Source organism: Candidatus Competibacter denitrificans Run_A_D11, from assembly GCF_001051235.1.
Classification (GTDB): domain Bacteria; phylum Pseudomonadota; class Gammaproteobacteria; order Competibacterales; family Competibacteraceae; genus Competibacter_A; species Competibacter_A denitrificans.
On record NZ_CBTJ020000036.1, the window covers coordinates 25114 to 44529 of the forward strand.

A 19416-nucleotide genomic window follows, 5' to 3' on the forward strand; every position below is an offset into this window, starting at 1 on the left:
CCCTGGCCCTCTCCCGCAGGAAGAGGGCTGATGATGGCCTGTCCGTGCTTACTCGCTAAAGGCCCGCAAAGCCGTGGTGACTTCGCCCGGTCCTACCACTGTGATACCGCTCTCTGTAACGCTATAACGGCGTCCGTCGAGTTCGGGATCATAGCCGATGCGAGTTCCGGCTTCGATGACGTTATAGCCACCGATAATCGCCCGCCGCAGCTTGGCACCGCGCTTGATATGCACGTAGTCCTGAATAATGCAATCCTCGATCTCCACATCGTCCTCAATGATCACCTCGCGGCGGACGATGGTGTTGCTGACAGAAGCGCTATGCACCAGCGAACCAGCAGCGACCACGCTATTTTTCAGCTTCGCATCCAACATGCGGGCGACCGGTCCCTGATAGTTACTGGAAAAGATTCGCCACTGCGGGTTGAATACATCAAAGCGCGGCGGCCAGGCCAGCATGTCCTGATGGGCATTGAAATAAGCATCCAGCGTACCGACATCGCGCCAGTAAGGCTGTTCTTCGTAGGGTTTGACGCCCGGCACCTTGTTGGTGGCGAAATCGTAGGCGAACAGGCGATGGGTCTCTTTCAGGCGCGGCAAGATGTTCTGGCCGAAATCGTGCTCACCGCGCTCGGCGGCTGCCTTGAGGGCATCGACCAACACTTTGGCGTCGAACAGGTAATTACCCATTGAGGCATAGGCACGGGTGGGATCGGAGGGCATCGGCGTCGGTTTTTCCGGTTTTTCCTGAAACTCGCTAACGCGCCCGGCGTGATCGGCGACGATGACGCCAAAGCCCCGCGCCTCGACCAGCGGCACCGGCAAGGCCGCGACCGACACGTCGGCTTCCCGCTCCCGGTGGAAATCGATCATTTGCTGTAAATCCATCCGATAGACGTGATCGGCGCCGAACACCAACACCAGATCGGGGTTGTGCATCTGGATCAGGTTGAGGTTCTGGTAAACCGCGTCCGAGGTGCCCATGAACCAGTCGCCACCGCGCATCATCTGCGGTGGCACCACCGTCACGAACTCCTCATTGCGCATCGGCGATACCACCCAGGCTTTGCGGACATGCTCAATCAGCGACTGGGATTTGTATTGCACCAGCATGTAGATCGAATGGATGCCGGAGTTGAGCAGGTTGCTCAGCACGAAGTCCACGATGCGGTAGCGACTGCCGAAAGGTAAGGATGGCTTGGAATTTTGGGAGGTCAAAGGGCTGAGGCGAGAACCCTCACCACCCGCCATGACGAACGCAAGAATTTTTGGTTGTTTCATCTTTAGTATCCTCCAGTTCTAGTAGGCGGCGCTGACAAGACTGAATATTCTTTTTTTTCCTTCTCAGCCGTCGAAGGTATCGAAATCGCGCTCCGTGTGCGGATGATGGTGGAGGCGGAACACATGGGCCGGCATCCGATGCGGGTTGAGTTCCACGTAATTGTGTGGGCCACGCCAAACATAATGGGCGCCGGTCAACAAATCATGGACTTGGAAGGGTTGGCTTGAATCAACGCCCAATGCACCCAAATCAAGGTCCGTCCACCCTGCCTGCGTGTAATTCGGGTCCAGGTTGACCACGACAAGGATCACATTCGCCCGGTTGTCGGTCGCTTTGCTGTAGCAAAGGACTTGCTCGTTATCCAATCCGTGGAACGTGAGGCTCCAATCCGACTGCAACGCCGGGTTGCGCTTGCGGATCCGGTTGACCAGGGCGATGAAGTCACGGAGGCTGCTGGGGCTATCCAGTTCCTGAAAACTGCGATAGCGCAGTTGGTATTTCTCCGAGTCCAGATATTCTTCACTGCCATGTTTGACGGCTATATGCTCCATCATCTCGTAGGCTGGCCCGTAGATACCGTAGTTGGCGGTCATTGTGGCCGCCATGACCAGCCGGGACATGAACGCCGGGCGGCCACCGAATTGTAAATACTCGGTCAAGATGTCCGGCGTATTGGGCCAGAAGTTGGGACGGAAATATTCGCGGCCTGGTCCCTTGGTGAGTTCGTTCAGATACTCCGTCAATTCCCACTTGTTATTGCGCCAAGCGTAATAGGTGTAGGACTGGTTGTAGCCCAGTTTGGCCAGGCGATGCATGACTTTCGGCCGGGTGAAGGCTTCGGCCAGGAAAATGGCATTGGGCGTGTGCTTCTTGACTTCAGCGATCAACCATTCCCACATCGCAAACGGCTTGGTATGGGGATTATCGACCCGGAAGATGCGCACCCCTTGCTCAATCCAAAACTCGAAGATGCTCTTGATCTCTTGCCACAGCGCCTGCCAGTCGGCAGTCTCAAAGTTGAACGGATAGATGTCCTGATATTTCTTTGGCGGATTTTCCGCATACTGGACGGTGCCATCCGGCCGCCAGCGGAACCAGTCGGGATGTTGCTTGACGTAGGGATGATCCGGCGCGCACTGCAAAGCGATGTCTAGGGCAATCTCGATCCCATGCTCTTTGGCTTTTTGCACCAGTTGGCGGAAATCCTCCAGCGTGCCCAAGGCCGGCAGAATATCCTTGTGACCACCTTCCGTGGCACCGATGGCCCAGGGGCTGCCGACATCATCGGCGGTGGGGGTCAGAGTATTATTCTTGCCCTTGCGGTTGACGCGGCCGACGGGATGAATCGGTGGAAAATACAGGACATCGAACCCCAGGGCAGCCAGACGCGGCAACCAGGTTTCGCAATCCTTGAACGTGCCATGTTTACCGGGTGCCGAACTGGCCGAGCGCGGAAACATCTCATACCAGGTACTGAAACGGGCGCGCTCGTCATCAACGGTCACGCGCAGCGTCTTGGCGAAACTGAGGGCCAACTGACGGTCAGCGTAACGCTGCATCAGCCGAGACAGATCCTCATCCATCCCCAACTGCCGACGGTAATCCAGGGTCTGCTGGCCGACCAGCGCCTTGGCGCGTAGCGCCAGCCACTGCGCTTCTTCACCGCTCGCACGCTGGCTGGCTTTTTCCACCAGCCCTTCACCCACCCGCAGGGCGAGTACAATATCTTCTGCCTGCACCCAGCGGCTCAAATCGTGTCGCCAAGATTTGAACGGGTCCACCCAGGCAATAAGGGTGTATTCGTAGGAACCCACTTCTAAAATCTGAAATTCACCCCGCCAGCGGTCATTGACCAAAAACTGCATCGGCACTTCCCGCCAATGAGAGTCCCCGACTTTACGGTGTTGCAGGATGCAAGACAGTGAATCATGGCCATCGGTAAATACATCGGCTTCGACCACCACCGAATCACCCACAGTCCGCTTGATGGGAAACCGGCCACCGTCGATCATCGGAGCCACCCCCTCAATGATCACTCGCTTGCGACCATCGACATCACTCGGTGCGGCTTTGGCAGCCAGGCCCGACTTGGGCGCCGGCGCTGGTGCGGCAGCTACCGCCTGGGTGGGTTCTGGAATCACCGGCCGGCTCGGCGCTGCGCTTGCATCCAGTGTCGTGGGCGCAGCGGGTAGAGTCGGGGTCGGTACGGTAGGCACCGTCTTGTGATCATCCGCCGCGGTTTTTTTGGTCATACCGGTTATCCTCGTTCTTGTGGCATGGTTGCGCGTTATAGATGCCGATCTTAGCCGAGAGTGCGGTAACCCGCTGTCGTTCGAGGGCTGAGATGTTAAAGTTAACGTTCGGGTCCGGCTCGTCCGCGCGGCGATCGGCCAATCTTTATCCCCCCCTATTATGACGGTTTTTTGTGGCGGTGCCTAAATCTTAAATCCGGCCGATAGCGCCCACGCAACGAGGATTTCATTAGCATGACTGAATTACAGCGAATCATTGATGACGCTTTCGAGCGCCGCAGCGAAATCGACCCCGGCAACGCGCCCGGCGTTCTACAAGAGGCGATTGCCGAAGCCATCGACTTACTCGAACTGGGCCAAGTGCGGGTCGCCGAAAAACGCGATGGCGGCTGGGTGGTCAACACCTGGTTGAAAAAGGCGGTCCTGCTGAGTTTTCGCATGAATGAAAGCGCTATGATCCGCGACGGTTATACCAATTACTTTGATAAGGTTCCGCCCAAGTATGCCGGCTACGGTGCCAACGATTTCCTAGCCGCCGGTGTTCGCGTGGTGCCGCCCGCTGTAGCCCGGCGCGGCACCTACATCGCCCCTGGCGTGGTGCTGATGCCTTCCTTCGTCAACATCGGGGCGTATGTCGATTGCGGCACGATGGTGGATACCTGGGCCACAGTCGGTTCATGTGCGCAAATCGGCAAGAATGTCCATCTCTCCGGTGGCGTCGGCATCGGCGGCGTGCTGGAGCCGTTGCAGGCCAGCCCCACGATTATCGAAGATGATTGTTTCATTGGTGCACGCTCCGAAGTGGTCGAAGGCGTCATCGTCGAGCGCGGCTCTGTGGTGTCGATGGGCGTTTACATCGGTCAGAGCACCAAGATTTATAACCGGATGACCGGTGAAGTCAGTTACGGCCGAGTGCCAGCCGGTTCGGTGGTGGTGCCAGGGGCGTTGCCTGCCGCCGATGGCAGTCATAGCCTGTACTGCGCCATCATCATCAAACAGGTCGATGATAAAACCCGTGGCCGGGTCAGCCTCAATGAGTTATTACGCGATTGATGGACGACACGCTGGCGCTGGCAGTTGAGCTGATCAGCCGACCCTCGGTCACCCCGGAGGATGCAGGCTGTCAGGAGGTATTGATGGCCCGATTAGCCGCGCTGGGCTTTCGCATTGAGCGGCTCCGATTTGGCGAGGTAGACAATTTCTGGGCGCGGCTCGGCGACATTGAACCGCTATTGGCCTTTGCCGGCCATACCGATGTGGTGCCATCCGGCCCGCCGGAACAGTGGCAATCGCCGCCGTTTACGCCGACCGTCCGCGACGGGATGCTGTACGGACGGGGCGCGGCGGATATGAAAGGCAGTCTGGCGGCAATGATCACCGCCTGTGAGCGCTTTCTCGCGTGCCACCCCCACCCGCACGGCTCCATCGCCTTTCTGATCACCAGTGATGAAGAAGGCGTGGCGGTCGATGGTACGGTCAAGGTGGTGGAACACCTGGAGGCGCGCGGCGAGAAAATACGCTGGTGTTTGGTAGGCGAGCCGTCGTGCGTCAAACAACTGGGTGACACCATCAAAAATGGTCGGCGCGGCTCCTTAAATGCGCGTTTTGTCCTACACGGTGTCCAGGGTCATGTTGCCTATCCGCATCTGGCGCAAAATCCCATTCATGCCATTGGCCCGATCTTAACGGCATTGAGCGATGAAATCTGGGACCAGGGCCATGCTTTTTTTCCGCCGACCTCGTTTCAAATCTCCAACATTCATGCAGGCACCGGCGCGGACAATGTGATTCCGGGACCGTTGGAGCTGTCGTTCAATTTCCGCTTTTCGCCCGCTGTGACGGTTGAGCAGCTTCAGGAGCGCACTCGCCTGATCATCGAAACCGGCCTGCTCAACGAAGAAGTCAAAACCGGTCAAGTCTTTCAATACGATCTGGAGTGGCGTTTGTCCGGCCCACCTTTCTTTACCACACCAGGGGATTTGGTCGCCGCCGTTGTGGCCGCCATTCGCCATGAAACCGGCCTGGAACCGGCATTATCGACTAGCGGCGGCACTTCCGATGGCCGTTTCATCGCCCCCACTGGCGCACAAGTGGTTGAATTTGGCCCACTCAATGCCACCATCCACAAAATCGACGAATGCGTTCCCAGTGCCGATTTGGAGCGGCTGAGTCGCATTTATGAGGGAGTTCTCACGCAATTACTCGGTGCTTCGTGAAATGAGTTGGCGATCTGGCAGCGTTCTTTTCAAAGAGATTTGGCCTCTGCTGCAAAAGCATATCCTCGATCAAGAGGAGCGAATTGAATTCACAGCAAAGCTCCTTGAGATTTTGGTCAATGAAGATATGGACGCCTACGATGTGGAGGATTTACATGCGGAGGTTAGAGCTGCCATGCGAAAAATCGGCCTCAGCATAGCTGAATCAGAGCGTTATCAACAGGATAATTTGACCTGTAGCGCATCTACACCACAGAAATCTCAATGGTGGAAGATATGGTGATCAGTTGAACTCTCAAACTTCCTAGCGGCCAGATAGGCAAACGATATTATTCCCTGCCTGCTATAACATCCCTTTTACGGAGGATGAGCCATGCAACAGCGCGAACTCGATAGCACCGGCTTGCATTTCAAAGCGATTGGCTTAGGCGCGATGCCGTTGTCGATTAGCGGTCGACCGGATCAAAAACAGGCGTTTGCTGTTATTGAGGCATTTGCTGAGGGTGGTGGTAATTTCATCGACACGGCCAATGTTTACTGTCTGGATGACAATGATATCGGTCATAACGAACGCTTGATTCGAGAAGTGCTCAACGAATTGGGTCTTAGCGATCAGGTCTTTGTCGCCACCAAGGGTGGTTTGCGTCGTCCCGGCGGTGCGTGGATTACTGACGGTAATCCCGATTGGCTACGGCAGTCTTGTGAACACAGCTTGCAAGCCCTGCGCACGGATTGCATTGGCCTTTACCAACTTCATGCGGTTGATCCAAAAGTTGCTTTTACCCGCTCGCTGGAAGCGCTGATCAAGTTGCAGGAAGAAGGAAAAATTCGCCATATCGGCCTATCCAATGTCAATTCAGCCCAATTGGAACAGGCATTAAGTCTGTGCTTGATCGCCTCGGTGCAAAACCGCTGCAACGTTTTCGACAAGCGGGATTTCCACAACGGCCTGATTGACTTTTGCCAAGCCCATCAAATCAGTTATATCCCCTATAGTCCGGTCGGCGGTCACAATGGTCATACTCGACTGTCACGGGAACCGCTGTTATTACAACTGGCCGCCCACTATGAAGCGACGCCACACCGCATCGCCCTGGCCTGGCTGCTGCATAAAGGCCAACATATTTTACCAATCCCAGGCGCTAGCAAGGTCGCTAGTATCCGCGACAGTTTACAAGCCACCCATCTAAATTTAAGCGCGGAAGATATCGCTGCGATTGACCGCTTACCGGATCAATGAGACGCGCTACCCCTCACACTCTCCTTTTCGGTCCGGCTACCTTAACTTGGAATCAACGCCGATGGCGTCGGTAAGCGATCTTCTACTAGAGCAGTTAATAAACGCCTATTTGCAAGCTCAGCGTTTGATTCTTGTATTTGATTACGATGGAACATTGGCGCCGTTTGCAGCACGACCAGAATTGGCGCGTTTGGACTCCAAGTTGCGCGGCTTGCTGGCCCGGTTGGCGGCCACTCCACAGCTAGCCGTTGGCGTAGTCAGTGGTCGCGATTTGCATGATTTGACAGCGATGGTCGGTTTGCCTGGTCTGTATTACGGCGGAACCTGGGGGTTGGAGCTGGATTTGCGCGGCGAACGCCTGATTCCGGTTGATAGCCCAGCGGCCCGACATCGGGTCAAGCAGTTGATCGCCCTGCTTGAAACCCGCGTCACGGCTTATCCGGGCGCCTGGGTGGAAAAGAAAGCCTTGGGTTTAACCGTCCATTACCGGCAAGTGTGCGCTGAGCACAGCGCCGCCGCGCATGAGGACTTCATGGCGCTGTTGCGACCTTACGCCGAATCGGTACAGCTCTTCCAAGCGCCACTGGCCATCGAAGTGCTACCGTCTTTAGGCGTCGATAAAGGGACTGCGTTACAAGCGATCATCGCCCATAGCCACAGCCGCCAAGCGGATGGCGTACTCTACGCTGGTGATGGGCTGAACGATGCCGCCGCCCTGGCCGTTGCGGCCGCAATCGGTGGCATCGCGCTGGGCATCGGCCCGGAACCGCCCGCCGCCGCGACGCACCGTCTGGCGGATTACCGGGAGCTGACCGCGTTGCTGGCGCAACTCGCAGCGACGCTGACCACCCTGCGCGCCAGCGCCTGACGGTCGTCACGCTGTGGAACTCGGTCTTGAGCTGACCACGATACTGCTGTTGGGTCTGGCCGCACTGCTGGCCGGTTTCATCGACGCGATTGCCGGTGGTGGCGGAATGCTGGTGATGCCCGCGTTACTGAGCATCGGGATGCCGCCGCATCTCGTGCTCGGCACCAACAAGCTGGTGGGCACCTTCGGCACATTCAGCGCCTCCCTGACCTTTATCCGCAAAGGTTTGTTCACGCCTGCGCTGTGGTGGGCGATGAGTTTCGGCACCTTCGTGGGGGCCTTGTGCGGCGCGCTGCTGATCTACCTGATGAGCGCGGGCGTTCTCAAAAAGCTGCTACCGCTGGCAATTCTCCTGGCGGCGGCCTATCTGGCCTGGCCACGCCGATCCACAGCCGAACCACTTGCTTCAGAATCTGCGCCAGTGCGCTCGGTGTCGCGCGGGGTCAAGCTGGCGACCGGCGGCCTGATTGGCTTTTACGATGGCTTTATCGGCCCTGGCACCGGCGCCTTCTGGATGGCGGCGGCCATGAAGCTCTTCAATCTGGATTTGGTTGCGGCGGCCGGGGTGGCGCGTTTTATGAATTTCATCAGCAACATCACCGCGTTGTTGACGTTCATGGCGCTAGGTACGATTGATTACCCCATCGGCCTGACGATGGGAGTAACCTTGATGCTGGGGGCGTTTATCGGCGCGCATAGCGCCATCCGTTATGGTGCGCCCTTTATCCGGCCGGTTTTTCTCGGCGTGGTGCTACTGATGGCGGGACGACTGCTGTTGATGGGCTAAGCCCTGCATGGTGGCGCCAGAGGGAATTGAAAGCATCCGTGACCACTCGGCTTAGCGACTGGCCCGATCAGCGACCGCGCTTTGGCGGAATATAAATCTCGTTCTCGTTTTTTCTTCTCTTCTTGCGCTTCCGTTCCGGCCAGTCGCAACTACCACAATTGCAAACATCCGGCACCCAATCCCCCGGCGAATCACAAGGCAGATCGCAGCCGATGTCACAATCGCCACGCTGGCGGGGAAAGGGGTGGTGGCGAGTCGGCGTATGCCGTCGTTGCACCACACCGCAGAGCGTCAGACGTTGGCGCAGAATCGCAAGGCCGATCAGCCCGCCGTATCTGCGAACCGCGCGATAGCCCAGCGTCGAGCAACTGGCATGAGCGGTATGAACATGATAAGCACAGCAGAAACCTTTATACGGCGACACATAGCGCTGGTAAGCGCGGATAGCGACCAGCACTAAGGAACGCATAACAGCGTGAACTGACGAAGAAAAAGGCTTCTATCCCAACCCGCTTTCATCGACTCAGCCCATTTTCAAACCGACGAAAAATCCAGCGGCTCCGCCTACCCCAACTCCGCCAAGACCTGACAGGCTATTGACCAGAAACGAGCCAAAGCGATTGACGGCGCCGGTTCCTTGCTCCACCGCGTGAGTCAATTCGGCGCCGCTGATATGGATCACGCCGTAATAGCCCGCGACTAACAGCAGCACTATCGATAGTCCTAACAGAAACAGGCCAATTTTCAGCGTCTTTTTCATGAAATAGCCGACGGCCATTCCCATCAAAAAAGGTGCGCCGACACTGACCAGTAAAAACGAACCGGTATCGTTCATGGAATTTTCTCAATGCGCCCAGCGGGACGACTGTACATCTGAATATTATCCGCGCTCTAGGCCGCTTGCGCCATGTCGCCGTGCGCCGCTGAAAACGCCATCCTTGCTAAAGTGCTTCCGCTACGCCGCCAGCATAAAAAAACAGCGCGGCTAGTACACGCGCTGTCTGTTCAATCCGCCGGTGATTACGGCTTGAGGCGCAGCTTGAACTTGATTTGCACTTCGTTGGCTACCGTATCGGTATCGGCCCATTGGCCATCGCCGACATTGAAATCGAGGCGCTTGATCTCAAACTGTCCTTCCGCCAATAAATCCGAGCCTTCGGTTTTCAGGGTCAACGGTGCGCTAATGTCTCGACTGACCCCTTTCAGCATCAACGTGCCATCCACCTGATAAGCGCCATTGTCCAGCTTGCGAAACTGCTTTGACTCAAAGGTAGCTTGCGGGAAATTCTCGGTATCAAACCAGCGCTTGCGTTTGACTTCCGTGGTTAAATCCGCCGCCGGCAGCGTCACGCTATTCATATCGATCACCACGCGCACCCGGCTTTTATCGATGGCCGCCGGATCAAGCGCGGCATCGGCCGTGAACGCTTGAAACTTGCCTTCTGCGGGCACCCCCATCTGTTTGCCGACAAAGGTGATGGCGCTTTGCTCCGGCACCAGCGCCTGGCCCGCTTGCGCCGCAGCGCCAAGCAGACCCAGGCTCAGCAAGACTGCTTGCAGCCACCAACCCCGTTTCATTGTCATGCCTCACTCCTGGGTCTAAGCAACGGCAACATCCGCGCCAGCACCTGGTCGCGTTCGATGAAATGATGCTTTAGCGCCGCGCCGACATGCCCGACGAAAGCCAGCACCAGCCCATAATTCAGCCATTCATGCAGGCTGCGCAACTGCGTCGCCAAGGCTTCATTGGGGCTAACCCAATCCGGCAGCGGCAGAATCCCCAAATACACCACCGGAAACCCCTTGGCCGAACTGAACAGCCAACCGCTGAGCGGAATGGCGAACATCAAACCATACAGCAGCAGGTGCAGGAGATGGGCGGCCTGTTGCTGCCAGACCGGAATCGAAGCCGGTAGCGCGGGCGCGGGATAGAGAAGCCGCCAAAGCAACCGCAGCGCCGCCAGTCCGAGGATGGTGATACCCAGCCATTTATGCCAGGAAATCCAGCGCAGCTTCTGCGGGCTGGTTTCCATGTTGGCCACAGTCCAACCCAGAGCAAATCCGGCGATGATCAACCCCGCCATCAGCCAATGCAGGGCAATGGCCAGCGGGGTGTATTGAGTAGCGTTCTGATTCATGACGATAGCATCCAAGAGGCCCTGAAAACCGCTGTTCCCCTGCCCTGGCCGAGCGAGGCGCAGCGGCTGTTTGCCCTTAGCCTTCGCGGGCCGCTTCAATTGAAATAAACAGCTTCACCTCATCGCCGACCGCGCCCTGATAGCCGGTCATGCCAAAGTCGCTGCGCTTGAGGGTGGTAGCGGCATCGCCCGCACAATACGGCTTCTTGGCCATCGGATGTTCACCGCATTTGAACTGGCTCATGGTCAAGGTGACTGGCTTGGTAACGCCATGCAAGGTTAATTGGCCGTGGACTTTAGCCACTTTCTCGCCGTCAAAATCGAATTTATCCGCCTTAAAGCTGATGGTCGGGTACTTCTCGACATCCAGAAAATCTTCGCTTCGCACATGACGGTCGCGCTTTTCAAAGCTGGTATCCAGCGAGGCGGCGTCAATCAGAATCTCGGCCGAACCGGTTTTGGCCGCGAAATCCACCGTCACCGCGCCGCTGGTCTTGCTGAACAAGCCGCGCGTGGTTGACCAGCCCAGATGGGTGATTTCAAAGTATGGATAGGTATGGGAATTGTCGATGAGGTATTTCTCAGGGGCGGCCTGCGCGGTCGATAGCCAACCCAGGCTTAAACCGGCGACTAACAGGGCGCTGCTCAGTAACGGTTGGGTTTTCATGAGCCGTTCCTTTCAGAGTGGATTGCATTGCGAGAGAGTGCGGAATCGATCAATCGGCGGTTGCACGCCACCGCTGAGCTACTTCAGCCACCCGTTTACCAAAGGCGTTGGCGGTTGCCAAATCACCGGGCAACGGCCCTTGTTCAGGACTGGCATCCGCAGGCGATTGGGCCATTAACCCGGCAAATGAGCCAAGATAATTGGGATCATTGCGCTGGGCCGCTTTGGTATTCGAGGGCAACATACCCAAACCGACCCACAGCATGGAATGCTGCATGGCCAGGGTAAACAGATAGTGCAAAGTGGACAGCTTATCGCCGTTCATGGACGCTGAATTGGTGAATCCGGCCGCCAATTTGTCTTTCCACACCTGACTAAACCACGGCTTACTTGAGGCATCGGCAAACTTTTTAAACTGCCACGACACGGAACCCATATAGGTGGGGCTGCCGAAAATAATGCAGTCCGCCGCCGCCAAGGTATCCCAGGCCCCGTCCGGTACATTGCCTTCGGCATCTATCGCCAGCAGCTCGGTTTGCGTTCCGGCAACCCCTTGTACGCCCGCATGGACTGCCTCGGCCTGTTTCCTGGTATGGCCGTAACCACTGTGATAAACGATGATGACTCTAGCCATCACAAGCTCTCCTGGGAAATGTGCTAACGATTGTCGCTAAGCAGGATGTGCTTTAGCATAGCTTCTGCATGAATACCCATGAAGTACCCATTTTGCGTTATTAAATCTGCAAAAAAGCACATACAGACATGGACTGGGATGACTACCGTTACTTTCTGGCTATAGAGCAAGCAGGCTCGGTGCTGGCGGCAGCCAAGCGGCTGGGGGTCAACCACACCACGGTGCTGCGACGCATCGCCAGTCTGGAAAAACGGCTTGGCGTGCGGCTGTTTGAACGCTTGCGCACCGGCTATACCCCCACCGCAGCGGGCGAGGAATTACGGGAGGTCATCGGTCGGGTACAGCAACTGCTGATTGATGCCGAACATCAACTGGCGGGCAAGGATTTGCAATTGTCCGGCATCGTGCGTATCGCCACCACCGATACCTTATCGTCGAGCTTATTGCTGCCGCATCTCGGCGCTTTTCGGCGCTTGCATCCGCGCATTCAGCTCCAGGTGGTCAGCTCTCACCAGATGGTCAATCTGACCCACCGGGAAGCCGATGTGGCGATCCGCGCCACTAACCATCCCCCGGATAACCTGCTCGGTCGCAAGATCGGCGTGGTGCGTTCCGCCGTGTACGGCGCCGCGCAGTATCTCGACCAACAGGGCTATGACCCCACCTTTAGCGGCCATGATTGGATCGGTTTGGATGAAACCCTGGCGCATCTGCCGGAATATCGCTGGCTGGAGCAGCAGATCGCGCCTGAACGGGTGGTCCTGCGCTTAAGCAATTTGTTGCACAAGCTGGAGGCGGTCAAGGCCGGGCACGGGGTCGCGCCGCTGTTTTGCTTTTTGGCCGAACCAGAACCGCAGCTCATTCGCTTGACCGAACCGGAACCGCTATTCGATACCGCGATTTGGCTGTTGAGCCATCCTAACTTGCGGCAGGTGGCGCGGGTACGGGCCTTTATGGAATTCATCAGCCAATGCGCCAAGGCGGAGCCGCTGTTACAAGGCGGGCTGCTTAAGCCCATTGGCTCTAAAAAATCGGCTGCCCAGCCCTGAACAGCGCACGATAAAGTGCCTTAATTCCACCGGAAACATGCTCCTAAAAACGCTATCGTCAGAATCCAAGGCTATACTTTTGGGCTGAAATGGCTTGGTTCAGGAACCGCCAAGCCGGACTGCCACCGCAACCGAATGCTGTCTATCACGGCTTGGAATGGTACATTGGGGTTCTAAAGGCCATGCCAACCACTTTTGATCACTTCAACACGCTTACTATTGAGGAGCGGATGTAATGGAGATAATCCAAACTGACATCGCAATCGTCGGTGCGGGAGGAGCGGGGCTGCGCGCCGCTATCGCACTTGCGGAGGCCGATCCGAAGCTTCGCATCGCCTTGATCTCCAAGGTCTACCCGATGCGCAGCCATACCTGCGCGGCGGAAGGCGGGGCCGCTGGCGTCATCAAATCCGACGACAGCCTTGATCTGCACTTTGGCGATACCGTGGGTGGCGGCGACTGGTTGTGCGATCAGAATGCCGTCGAATACTTCATTAACGAAGCGCCCAAGGAGTTGATGCAACTGGAGCATTGGGGTTGTCCGTGGAGCCGCGAGCCGGATGGCTCGGTGGCGGTGCGGCCCTTCGGTGGCATGAAAATCAAGCGCACCTGGTTTGCCGCTGATAAATCCGGTTTCCATATTCTGCATACCCTGTTTCAAACCTCGCTCAAGTATCCGAGCATCCAGCGCTTCGATGAGTATTACGCCACCGATCTGCTGGTCGATGACGGGCGCTGTCAGGGCTTGACCGCGCTGGAAATCCGCAGCGGTGAGATGAGGCAATTTCAGGCCAAGGCGGTGATCATCGCCGCCGGTGGCGCGGGCAAGATGTTCCCCTTCACCACCAACGGCGCGATCAAGACCGGCGACGGCATGGCGCTGGCCTATCGCGCCGGGGTGCCGCTCAAAGACATGGAGTTCGTGCAATATCATCCGACCGGACTGCCCAACAACGGCATTCTGCTGACCGAGGGTTGTCGCGGCGAAGGCGGCATTCTGGTCAACAAGGACGGCCGGCGCTATTTGCAGGATTACGGCATGGGACCGGAAACGCCGGTCGGCCAGCCGGTGCTGAAAACCATGGAACTCGGCCCGCGCGACCGCCTGAGCCAATCGTTCTGGCACGAACAGCGCAAGGGCAACACCGTCTCGACCCCGTGGGGCGATTGCGTGTTGCTGGACATGCGCCACCTGGGTGAGAAGAAGATCAACGAGCGCCTGCCGCTGGTGCGCGATCTGTGCATTAGCTACCTCAACATGGACCCGGTGAAAGAGCCGATCCCGATCCGGCCGGTGGTGCATTACTGCATGGGCGGCATCCATACCGACATCAAGGCAGCGACGCCGGTGCCGGGCTTGTTCGCGGCGGGCGAATGCGCCTGCGTCAGCATCAACGGCGCCAACCGGCTCGGCTCCAACTCCTTGACCGAACTGCTGGTGTTCGGACGGCGGGCGGCGTTGAGCGCCATTGAGCACATTCAATCCGGCTTGTCGAACAGCAATGACGGTGCGCTGGCGGCCCAGGCCAAGAACTCGGAAGACCGCATTCGCGCCCTGTTCGACAAACGCGACGGCACGGAAACCGTGGCCGGACTGCGCAAGGAAATGATGGCGACGATGGAAGAAAATGCCGGTATTTACCGTACCGGTGAGGAATTGGCGCGCGCCTGTGAGAAGGTCTCTGAACTGCGCCAGCGCTACGCCAATCTGGCGCTGACCGATAAGAGCAAGGTGTTCAACACCGACCTGATGCAGGCGCTGGAGTTGAATTCCATGCTTGATTGCGCCGAAGCGGTGGCGGTCGGGGCGCGGGATCGCAAGGAATCGCGCGGCGCGCACCAGCGGCTCGATTTCACCGCGCGGGATGACCAGAATTTCCTCAAGCATACCCTGACCTACTATCATCCCAAGGAGCCGCCGCGCGTCGAGTATCTCGATGTGGTGATCACCAAGTCGCAGCCCGGGGTCCGCGATTACTCAGGAGCCAAGAAATGAGCGAAGAACGCCAAATCCAATTGGAAGTGCTCCGCTACAACCCGGAGACCGACCTTGAGCCGCGGTTTCAGACCTATAGCGTTCCTTGTGTGAACGAATGGGTGGTGCTCGATGCGCTCAATTACGTCAAGGAAAATCTGGACCCGACGCTGAGCTATCGCTGGTCGTGCCACATGGCGGTCTGCGGCAGTTGCGGTTACATGATCAACGGCGAACCCAAACTCGGCTGTAAGGCGTTCATTCACGAGTACGGCGATCACATCCGGGTCGAACCGCTGGCGCATTTCCCCATCGAGCGGGATTTGGTCACGGTGGTGGAGGATTTCATTACCAAATTCTCCAGCGTCAAACCCTATCTGATTCCCAAGGAAGACAAGCCGATCAGCGCCGGTGAATTCAAGCAAACGCCAGCGCAGTTGATGAAGTTCAAGCAGTACACGCTGTGCATCAACTGCATGTTGTGCTACGCCGCGTGCCCGCAATACGGTTTGGTGCCGGAATTCCTCGGCCCGGCGGCGATCTCGATGGCGCATCGCTACAACCAGGACTCGCGCGATGGTGGCCGCGATCAGCGGCAAGAAGTAATCGCCTCGCACGAAGGTGTTTGGGAATGTTCCTTCGTCGGCGCTTGCTCGGAAGTGTGTCCCAAGCATGTCGATCCCGCCGGTGCGCTCCAGCAAGTCAAGGTGGCCAGCACCATCGACTGGTACAAAGAGCACTTGATGCCGTGGAGTAAAAAATGAGCAGCAAACCGTATATCCGCGAAATCCCTAAATCGAGCTGGTTCTTCCGCCAGCCGCGCTACATGCGCTACATGGCGCGCGAAGTCACCTCCTTTTTCATCGGTGCTTTCACGCTGCTGCTGGTGGTTGGGCTGAAAAGGCTGGCGCAAGGGCCAGACGCCTTTCAAAGTTTTCTGGACGCTCTGCGCGGCCCATTGGGCGTGTTGTTCTGTCTGGTGGCGCTGGTGGCGGCCATTTATCACAGCACCTCGTGGTTTAACGTCACACCGCAGGCCATGCCGATTCAGCGCGGTGAGGAATTTGTGCCTGGCAAACTGATCGTTGGCGCCCACTATGCGATCTGGGCCGTCGTGTCGCTTATCGTGCTGATTATGGGGATCTAATCATGGCTAAATCCAACAAACCCATCGTGTGGGGGCTGTTCGCGGCCGGTGGCACGGTCACGGCGTTTATTACCCCGGTGCTGGTGCTGCTGACTTTGTTTGCCGCGATGCGTTTCGCGCCGAGCCTGTTCACCTATGAAAGCATCCATGCTTTCGCTGCCAACTGGCTGGGCAAACTGATCATTTTTGGCGTGATCACCCTGTCGCTATGGCACGCGGCGCACCGCTTCCGTATCACCGCATTCGATTTCGGCATCCGCGCCGATCTGGTGGTGGCGACGATCCTTTACATCATCGCCGCGCTCGGTACCATATCAACCTTTTTCTCACTGCTGTCGATTCATTGATCGATTATAGGAACCTTGCTTTCCTGATTGATCATTCAGCTTGATACCGTGTTATCACCCCGTTCCCTGCTCCCGCAGGGGCGGGTTTTTTGGTTGTATGCAGCCAGTTATTTGGTTTTAATGCGTGTTGTCAATCAGTCGGCCCTAGCGCCTCCGTTTTTTAAGGAAGATTTCCATGAGTTCTCAATCCGTTCATACCGCTGCCTTAACCCCACCCCGCCAGTTGCCAGACGGTGCGTCGGCTGAGTCTGCGGCGGCGAGCGAGGAGAAAGAAATCCGGCTCGATGAATCCAGCTCAGCGCTTGACGATGTAACGCAAGTGCCCTTACCAGCTTACCTCCAGCAAGTTTATTGGTGGGCCTATTTGCATCCAGCGGCGGTGCGTATTTTCGAGCGGCAATGGCTGGTTAACCTGATTCTGTGGGGCAATTTCGCGCGGCTGCGCGATCTGGCGCTGGATGAACTGGGCGCTTCCATTGAAGGCGATGTGTTGCAGGTGGCCTGTGTCTATGGCAACTTCACCGAACGGCTACTGCAACGGCTTCACCCAGAGGCCCAGTTAGCGGTCGTCGATGTGGCCGAAGTGCAATTGGAGAATCTCAAATCCAAAGTCAACATCAGCTCCCGTATGACGCTGCATCATCAGGACGCTTCCAACCTGAAATTTGCCGATGCCAGCTTCGATACCGTCGTGCTGTTTTTCCTGCTGCACGAACAACCGGAAGAAGTACGGGCCAAAACCATCGCGCAAGCCTTGCGGGTGGTCAAGCCGGGCGGCAAAGTGGTTTTTGTCGATTATCATCGACCGATTGCAACCAATCCCTTCCGTTACGTGATGATCCCTATTCTCAGCACGCTGGAACCGTTTGCGATGGATTTGTGGCGGCATGAGATCAGTGATTGGTTGCCGGAACCTGTCCGCAACCGGGCCAAAATCGACAAACAGACTTATTTTGGTGGGCTGTACCAAAAAGTGGTGATCACGGTTTAAGACGCTGCCTCCGGCTGTGTGCCGGCTCAAATCAGAGTTTGCCGAGAGCATCCAGTTTACGGGCGCGTGCGCTGAAAGCGTTGACCATCGTCGTTGCCATCTCCGTCAGTAGCACTGTGGCCAGTGGTTGAAGCAACAGTGAGCGAACCTCACAATCAAGGGAAAAATCGGTTAGGCACAATCCGTCTGGTGTCGGTGCGAATGACCAGCGGATGTCGAAGCGACTGAAACCGCGATCTGTCGATGTAACCACGATGGATTTTGGCCGCTGGAGTTCGGTACGGCTAACAAACCGGTGCATGATCAGCCCCAACGCCAAGACTTGCTCGGTTTCGTAGGCCGTCTCATAACGGCGAATAATCGTGGCTTTACGGATCAATGGCAGGAACTCAGGATAGCGTTCGACATCAGCCACAAGATCGAACATCCGTTCTGGAGAAACTGGGATGACTCGACTTTCGCGATGAGATGTATGAGACATTGGCTGGGCACTTCCATCCCCGGACCCCGGAGAGTTGATGATCTGGAGAAAAGTTCAGTCTTACCCTCAAGCGTAGTAGGGCCATGGTACGAATACCAGCACTCTGAATTAGGCGGCGCCCTCCAACGTCTTGCCTTCTTAGAGCGTTATCGGCAACTGTTAGCAGTCATAAAAAAAGCCCGGCTAAACCGGGCTTTTTAACAGCATATTTATAGAGGCTTATGGAGCCGGCATGGCATGGGTTTTGTCGAAAATACCCTCTTCAATACGATGCCATGTCTTGGGGAAAAACTTGGCGATCACAGCACCGACGGGCAAGACCAGCAGCCCAGCACCAATCAACGCAACGATCCAGAATCCTCCGAATGGAGCCAAAGCCAATACCAGGACCGCGAACACTACGATTTTGCTTAGATCTTTCATGATGTCTACGTAGTGGAAACCCCGTTGCTCAGAACGAAGACCACTCACGCCCTCTAATATTTTGGTGTCAGAAGCTCAACTTTGGGTAGCCGTTAGCACAAAAAACGACCCCGCCTTGGAGGCGTTGCCTTCCAGAGCAAGGTCCACGCCTCAAATGCTCGAAAAAAGGAGCATATTATCTTTGCACCAGAGGGATATCATTAACTCGAAAAGAATCCAAAAACGCTACCTATCCCCAATAGTGCCACTGGATTGAGATAAATTTTACCATAAAAAATGTTGCGTTGCAAAATTTTTTGCGCCCTCTAACGCAAAATTTAGCGACGTTCGGCTAAAACCCAGATTGAGAACCAAACTAAATCGTACAAAATTATTCCTATTTCTTCTGCAATATGGCAAATTAATGTTCTAAAATTTCATCAACGATCATTTTTGAGGATTATTTTATGGCAGCGAAAAAATTCTACTTAGAGTTGCTTGGGGCTGATGGAAAGGGTGTTGCTGGCGTCACTGTTGAGGCGAGCGGCTGCTCAGAGTTATCAACAAGTCCTATGGGGACTGCATTATTCCTCACCGAAGAGCCGGTTGTAGCGGTTAAGGTGGAAGGCAAGGAAGTTTTCAAAGCACCCGTTGAGGCTTTGCCAGATCGCCTGGTCCTCGTTCAGGACGGTGGCGGCTGGAAGCAGAAATAACGGGCGAAAAAGGCACGACCGCCTCAAAAAATTGGGGATGGCGTTGTATCGTCATCCCCAGGCTGGATTATCTTGAATTCATCACGAAGCAGGTTCGGTTGCAAACCTGAGTACTCCGTAAATTAAGTTTCTTAGGAGTTACGCAGTTGCCGGTAGCCTGTAAAGTGGATTAGTCAGATAGGTGCGGATGGCGGGGCGGATGATAGCGAGTTTCGCCTCAAACCAGC

General features: G+C 56.4%; 23 protein-coding genes. 13 read left to right on the top strand and 10 right to left on the bottom strand.

Annotated elements, in window-relative coordinates; all coding sequences use genetic code 11:
* Positions 1 to 48 precede the first annotated feature (48 nt).
* Together BN873_RS07615 and BN873_RS07620 are read right to left on the bottom strand one after the other, a co-directional pair.
* Positions 49 to 1281: a glucose-1-phosphate adenylyltransferase gene (locus BN873_RS07615; RefSeq protein WP_048672459.1), complete on the bottom strand. Its 1233-nt coding sequence runs from the start codon at positions 1279 to 1281 to the stop codon at positions 49 to 51.
* Positions 1282 to 1344: 63 nt separating this feature from the next.
* Entirely contained in the window at positions 1345 to 3534 is a 2190-nt protein-coding gene (locus tag BN873_RS07620) for an alpha-1,4-glucan--maltose-1-phosphate maltosyltransferase (RefSeq protein ID WP_082161152.1), read from the bottom strand.
* Between the two features lie 234 nt (positions 3535 to 3768).
* Here BN873_RS07620 and dapD point away from each other — a divergent pair, with 234 nt between their 5' ends.
* The 6 genes from dapD (at position 3769) to BN873_RS07650 (ending at position 8645) form a co-directional block, all read left to right on the top strand.
* On the top strand, positions 3769 to 4587 hold the full coding sequence (dapD, locus tag BN873_RS07625) for a 2,3,4,5-tetrahydropyridine-2,6-dicarboxylate N-succinyltransferase (RefSeq protein ID WP_048672461.1): 819 nt from the start codon (positions 3769 to 3771) through the stop codon (positions 4585 to 4587).
* Positions 4587 to 5750 carry a succinyl-diaminopimelate desuccinylase gene (gene dapE / locus BN873_RS07630; RefSeq protein ID WP_048672463.1) on the top strand — a complete coding sequence of 388 codons (1164 nt, stop codon included), beginning with the start codon at positions 4587 to 4589 and terminating at the stop codon, positions 5748 to 5750. Before dapD ends, dapE begins: the two co-directional genes overlap by 1 nt.
* A gap of 1 nt (position 5751) precedes the next feature.
* Positions 5752 to 6033, top strand: a complete 282-nt coding sequence (locus tag BN873_RS07635) for a hypothetical protein (protein WP_048672467.1) — start codon at positions 5752 to 5754, stop codon at positions 6031 to 6033.
* A gap of 90 nt (positions 6034 to 6123) precedes the next feature.
* A complete protein-coding gene (locus tag BN873_RS07640) occupies positions 6124 to 6990 on the top strand; it encodes an aldo/keto reductase (protein ID WP_048672470.1) in 867 nt (288 codons plus the stop codon).
* Between the two features lie 61 nt (positions 6991 to 7051).
* Positions 7052 to 7858, top strand: a complete 807-nt coding sequence (gene otsB / locus BN873_RS07645) for a trehalose-phosphatase (RefSeq protein ID WP_048672472.1) — start codon at positions 7052 to 7054, stop codon at positions 7856 to 7858.
* A 13-nt stretch (positions 7859 to 7871) separates the two neighbouring features.
* Positions 7872 to 8645, top strand: a complete 774-nt coding sequence (locus BN873_RS07650; protein WP_048672473.1) for a TSUP family transporter — start codon at positions 7872 to 7874, stop codon at positions 8643 to 8645.
* A gap of 67 nt (positions 8646 to 8712) precedes the next feature.
* Here BN873_RS07650 and yidD read toward each other — a convergent pair whose 3' ends face one another.
* The 6 genes from yidD to BN873_RS07680 form a co-directional block, all read right to left on the bottom strand.
* Positions 8713 to 9114 carry a membrane protein insertion efficiency factor YidD gene (gene yidD, locus BN873_RS07655; protein WP_048672478.1) on the bottom strand — a complete coding sequence of 134 codons (402 nt, stop codon included), beginning with the start codon at positions 9112 to 9114 and terminating at the stop codon, positions 8713 to 8715.
* Positions 9115 to 9168: 54 nt separating this feature from the next.
* Positions 9169 to 9480 carry an FUN14 domain-containing protein gene (locus tag BN873_RS07660; protein ID WP_048672481.1) on the bottom strand — a complete coding sequence of 104 codons (312 nt, stop codon included), beginning with the start codon at positions 9478 to 9480 and terminating at the stop codon, positions 9169 to 9171.
* A 185-nt stretch (positions 9481 to 9665) separates the two neighbouring features.
* Positions 9666 to 10229, bottom strand: a complete 564-nt coding sequence (locus tag BN873_RS07665; protein ID WP_082161153.1) for a YceI family protein — start codon at positions 10227 to 10229, stop codon at positions 9666 to 9668.
* A complete protein-coding gene (locus tag BN873_RS07670; RefSeq protein ID WP_048672526.1) occupies positions 10226 to 10783 on the bottom strand; it encodes a cytochrome b in 558 nt (185 codons plus the stop codon). The genes BN873_RS07665 and BN873_RS07670 overlap by 4 nt, the downstream gene beginning before the upstream one ends.
* A 76-nt stretch (positions 10784 to 10859) precedes the next feature.
* Complete coding sequence (locus BN873_RS07675; protein ID WP_048672487.1) at positions 10860 to 11450, bottom strand: YceI family protein; 591 nt, start codon at positions 11448 to 11450, stop codon at positions 10860 to 10862.
* 49 nt (positions 11451 to 11499) lie between these two features.
* A complete protein-coding gene (locus BN873_RS07680; protein WP_048672490.1) occupies positions 11500 to 12084 on the bottom strand; it encodes a flavodoxin family protein in 585 nt (194 codons plus the stop codon).
* A 128-nt stretch (positions 12085 to 12212) separates the two neighbouring features.
* On the opposite strand from BN873_RS07680, the gene BN873_RS07685 reads away from it, so the two are divergent.
* The 6 genes from BN873_RS07685 (at position 12213) to rquA (ending at position 17593) form a co-directional block, all read left to right on the top strand.
* Positions 12213 to 13133: a LysR family transcriptional regulator gene (locus BN873_RS07685; protein ID WP_048672493.1), complete on the top strand. Its 921-nt coding sequence runs from the start codon at positions 12213 to 12215 to the stop codon at positions 13131 to 13133.
* Between the two features lie 235 nt (positions 13134 to 13368).
* Positions 13369 to 15129 carry a fumarate reductase (quinol) flavoprotein subunit gene (gene frdA, locus BN873_RS07690; protein ID WP_048672497.1) on the top strand — a complete coding sequence of 587 codons (1761 nt, stop codon included), beginning with the start codon at positions 13369 to 13371 and terminating at the stop codon, positions 15127 to 15129.
* Positions 15126 to 15872 (top strand): succinate dehydrogenase/fumarate reductase iron-sulfur subunit, encoded by a 747-nt coding sequence (locus BN873_RS07695; protein ID WP_048672501.1) that lies wholly within the window; start codon positions 15126 to 15128, stop codon positions 15870 to 15872. The genes frdA and BN873_RS07695 overlap by 4 nt, the downstream gene beginning before the upstream one ends.
* The gene (locus BN873_RS07700; RefSeq protein ID WP_048672507.1) at positions 15869 to 16255 is read left to right on the top strand and encodes a fumarate reductase subunit C; all 387 of its coding nucleotides are present in this window, start codon (positions 15869 to 15871) and stop codon (positions 16253 to 16255) included. Before BN873_RS07695 ends, BN873_RS07700 begins: the two co-directional genes overlap by 4 nt.
* A 2-nt stretch (positions 16256 to 16257) precedes the next feature.
* The gene (frdD, locus tag BN873_RS07705; protein WP_048672510.1) at positions 16258 to 16602 is read left to right on the top strand and encodes a fumarate reductase subunit FrdD; all 345 of its coding nucleotides are present in this window, start codon (positions 16258 to 16260) and stop codon (positions 16600 to 16602) included.
* 175 nt (positions 16603 to 16777) lie between these two features.
* Positions 16778 to 17593 carry a rhodoquinone biosynthesis methyltransferase RquA gene (gene rquA, locus BN873_RS07710; RefSeq protein ID WP_082161154.1) on the top strand — a complete coding sequence of 272 codons (816 nt, stop codon included), beginning with the start codon at positions 16778 to 16780 and terminating at the stop codon, positions 17591 to 17593.
* A 31-nt stretch (positions 17594 to 17624) separates the two neighbouring features.
* On the opposite strand, the gene BN873_RS07715 is transcribed toward rquA, so the two are convergent.
* Together BN873_RS07715 and BN873_RS07720 are read right to left on the bottom strand one after the other, a co-directional pair.
* The gene (locus BN873_RS07715; protein ID WP_071244072.1) at positions 17625 to 18074 is read right to left on the bottom strand and encodes a type II toxin-antitoxin system RatA family toxin; all 450 of its coding nucleotides are present in this window, start codon (positions 18072 to 18074) and stop codon (positions 17625 to 17627) included.
* Positions 18075 to 18293: 219 nt separating this feature from the next.
* The gene (locus BN873_RS07720) at positions 18294 to 18497 is read right to left on the bottom strand and encodes a hypothetical protein (RefSeq protein WP_048672515.1); all 204 of its coding nucleotides are present in this window, start codon (positions 18495 to 18497) and stop codon (positions 18294 to 18296) included.
* A gap of 446 nt (positions 18498 to 18943) precedes the next feature.
* Between BN873_RS07720 and BN873_RS07725 the strand changes: the two genes are divergently transcribed.
* Positions 18944 to 19189, top strand: coding sequence for a hypothetical protein (locus BN873_RS07725; RefSeq protein ID WP_048672518.1), 246 nt, complete (start codon positions 18944 to 18946; stop codon positions 19187 to 19189).
* Positions 19190 to 19416 lie beyond the last annotated feature (227 nt).

Bases quoted from the DNA above. Each gene is read 5' to 3' on its own strand.
- BN873_RS07700 (WP_048672507.1), top strand. From the start codon at position 15,869: ATGAGCAGCAAACCGTATATCCGCGAAATCCCTAAATCGAGCTGGTTC.
- frdD (WP_048672510.1), top strand. From the start codon at position 16,258: ATGGCTAAATCCAACAAACCCATCGTGTGGGGGCTGTTCGCGGCCGGT.
- BN873_RS07635 (WP_048672467.1), top strand. From the start codon at position 5,752: ATGAGTTGGCGATCTGGCAGCGTTCTTTTCAAAGAGATTTGGCCTCTG.
- BN873_RS07640 (WP_048672470.1), top strand. From the start codon at position 6,124: ATGCAACAGCGCGAACTCGATAGCACCGGCTTGCATTTCAAAGCGATT.
- dapE (WP_048672463.1), top strand. From the start codon at position 4,587: ATGGACGACACGCTGGCGCTGGCAGTTGAGCTGATCAGCCGACCCTCG.
- rquA (WP_082161154.1), top strand. From the start codon at position 16,778: ATGAGTTCTCAATCCGTTCATACCGCTGCCTTAACCCCACCCCGCCAG.
- BN873_RS07725 (WP_048672518.1), top strand. From the start codon at position 18,944: ATGGCAGCGAAAAAATTCTACTTAGAGTTGCTTGGGGCTGATGGAAAG.
- yidD (WP_048672478.1), bottom strand. From the start codon at position 9,114: ATGCGTTCCTTAGTGCTGGTCGCTATCCGCGCTTACCAGCGCTATGTG.
- dapD (WP_048672461.1), top strand. From the start codon at position 3,769: ATGACTGAATTACAGCGAATCATTGATGACGCTTTCGAGCGCCGCAGC.
- frdA (WP_048672497.1), top strand. From the start codon at position 13,369: ATGGAGATAATCCAAACTGACATCGCAATCGTCGGTGCGGGAGGAGCG.
- BN873_RS07720 (WP_048672515.1), bottom strand. From the start codon at position 18,497: ATGAAAGATCTAAGCAAAATCGTAGTGTTCGCGGTCCTGGTATTGGCT.
- BN873_RS07695 (WP_048672501.1), top strand. From the start codon at position 15,126: ATGAGCGAAGAACGCCAAATCCAATTGGAAGTGCTCCGCTACAACCCG.
- BN873_RS07675 (WP_048672487.1), bottom strand. From the start codon at position 11,450: ATGAAAACCCAACCGTTACTGAGCAGCGCCCTGTTAGTCGCCGGTTTA.
- BN873_RS07670 (WP_048672526.1), bottom strand. From the start codon at position 10,783: ATGAATCAGAACGCTACTCAATACACCCCGCTGGCCATTGCCCTGCAT.
- BN873_RS07680 (WP_048672490.1), bottom strand. From the start codon at position 12,084: ATGGCTAGAGTCATCATCGTTTATCACAGTGGTTACGGCCATACCAGG.
- BN873_RS07715 (WP_071244072.1), bottom strand. From the start codon at position 18,074: ATGTCTCATACATCTCATCGCGAAAGTCGAGTCATCCCAGTTTCTCCA.
- BN873_RS07660 (WP_048672481.1), bottom strand. From the start codon at position 9,480: ATGAACGATACCGGTTCGTTTTTACTGGTCAGTGTCGGCGCACCTTTT.
- BN873_RS07685 (WP_048672493.1), top strand. From the start codon at position 12,213: ATGGACTGGGATGACTACCGTTACTTTCTGGCTATAGAGCAAGCAGGC.
- BN873_RS07615 (WP_048672459.1), bottom strand. From the start codon at position 1,281: ATGAAACAACCAAAAATTCTTGCGTTCGTCATGGCGGGTGGTGAGGGT.
- BN873_RS07620 (WP_082161152.1), bottom strand. From the start codon at position 3,534: ATGACCAAAAAAACCGCGGCGGATGATCACAAGACGGTGCCTACCGTA.
- BN873_RS07665 (WP_082161153.1), bottom strand. From the start codon at position 10,229: ATGACAATGAAACGGGGTTGGTGGCTGCAAGCAGTCTTGCTGAGCCTG.
- otsB (WP_048672472.1), top strand. From the start codon at position 7,052: ATGGCGTCGGTAAGCGATCTTCTACTAGAGCAGTTAATAAACGCCTAT.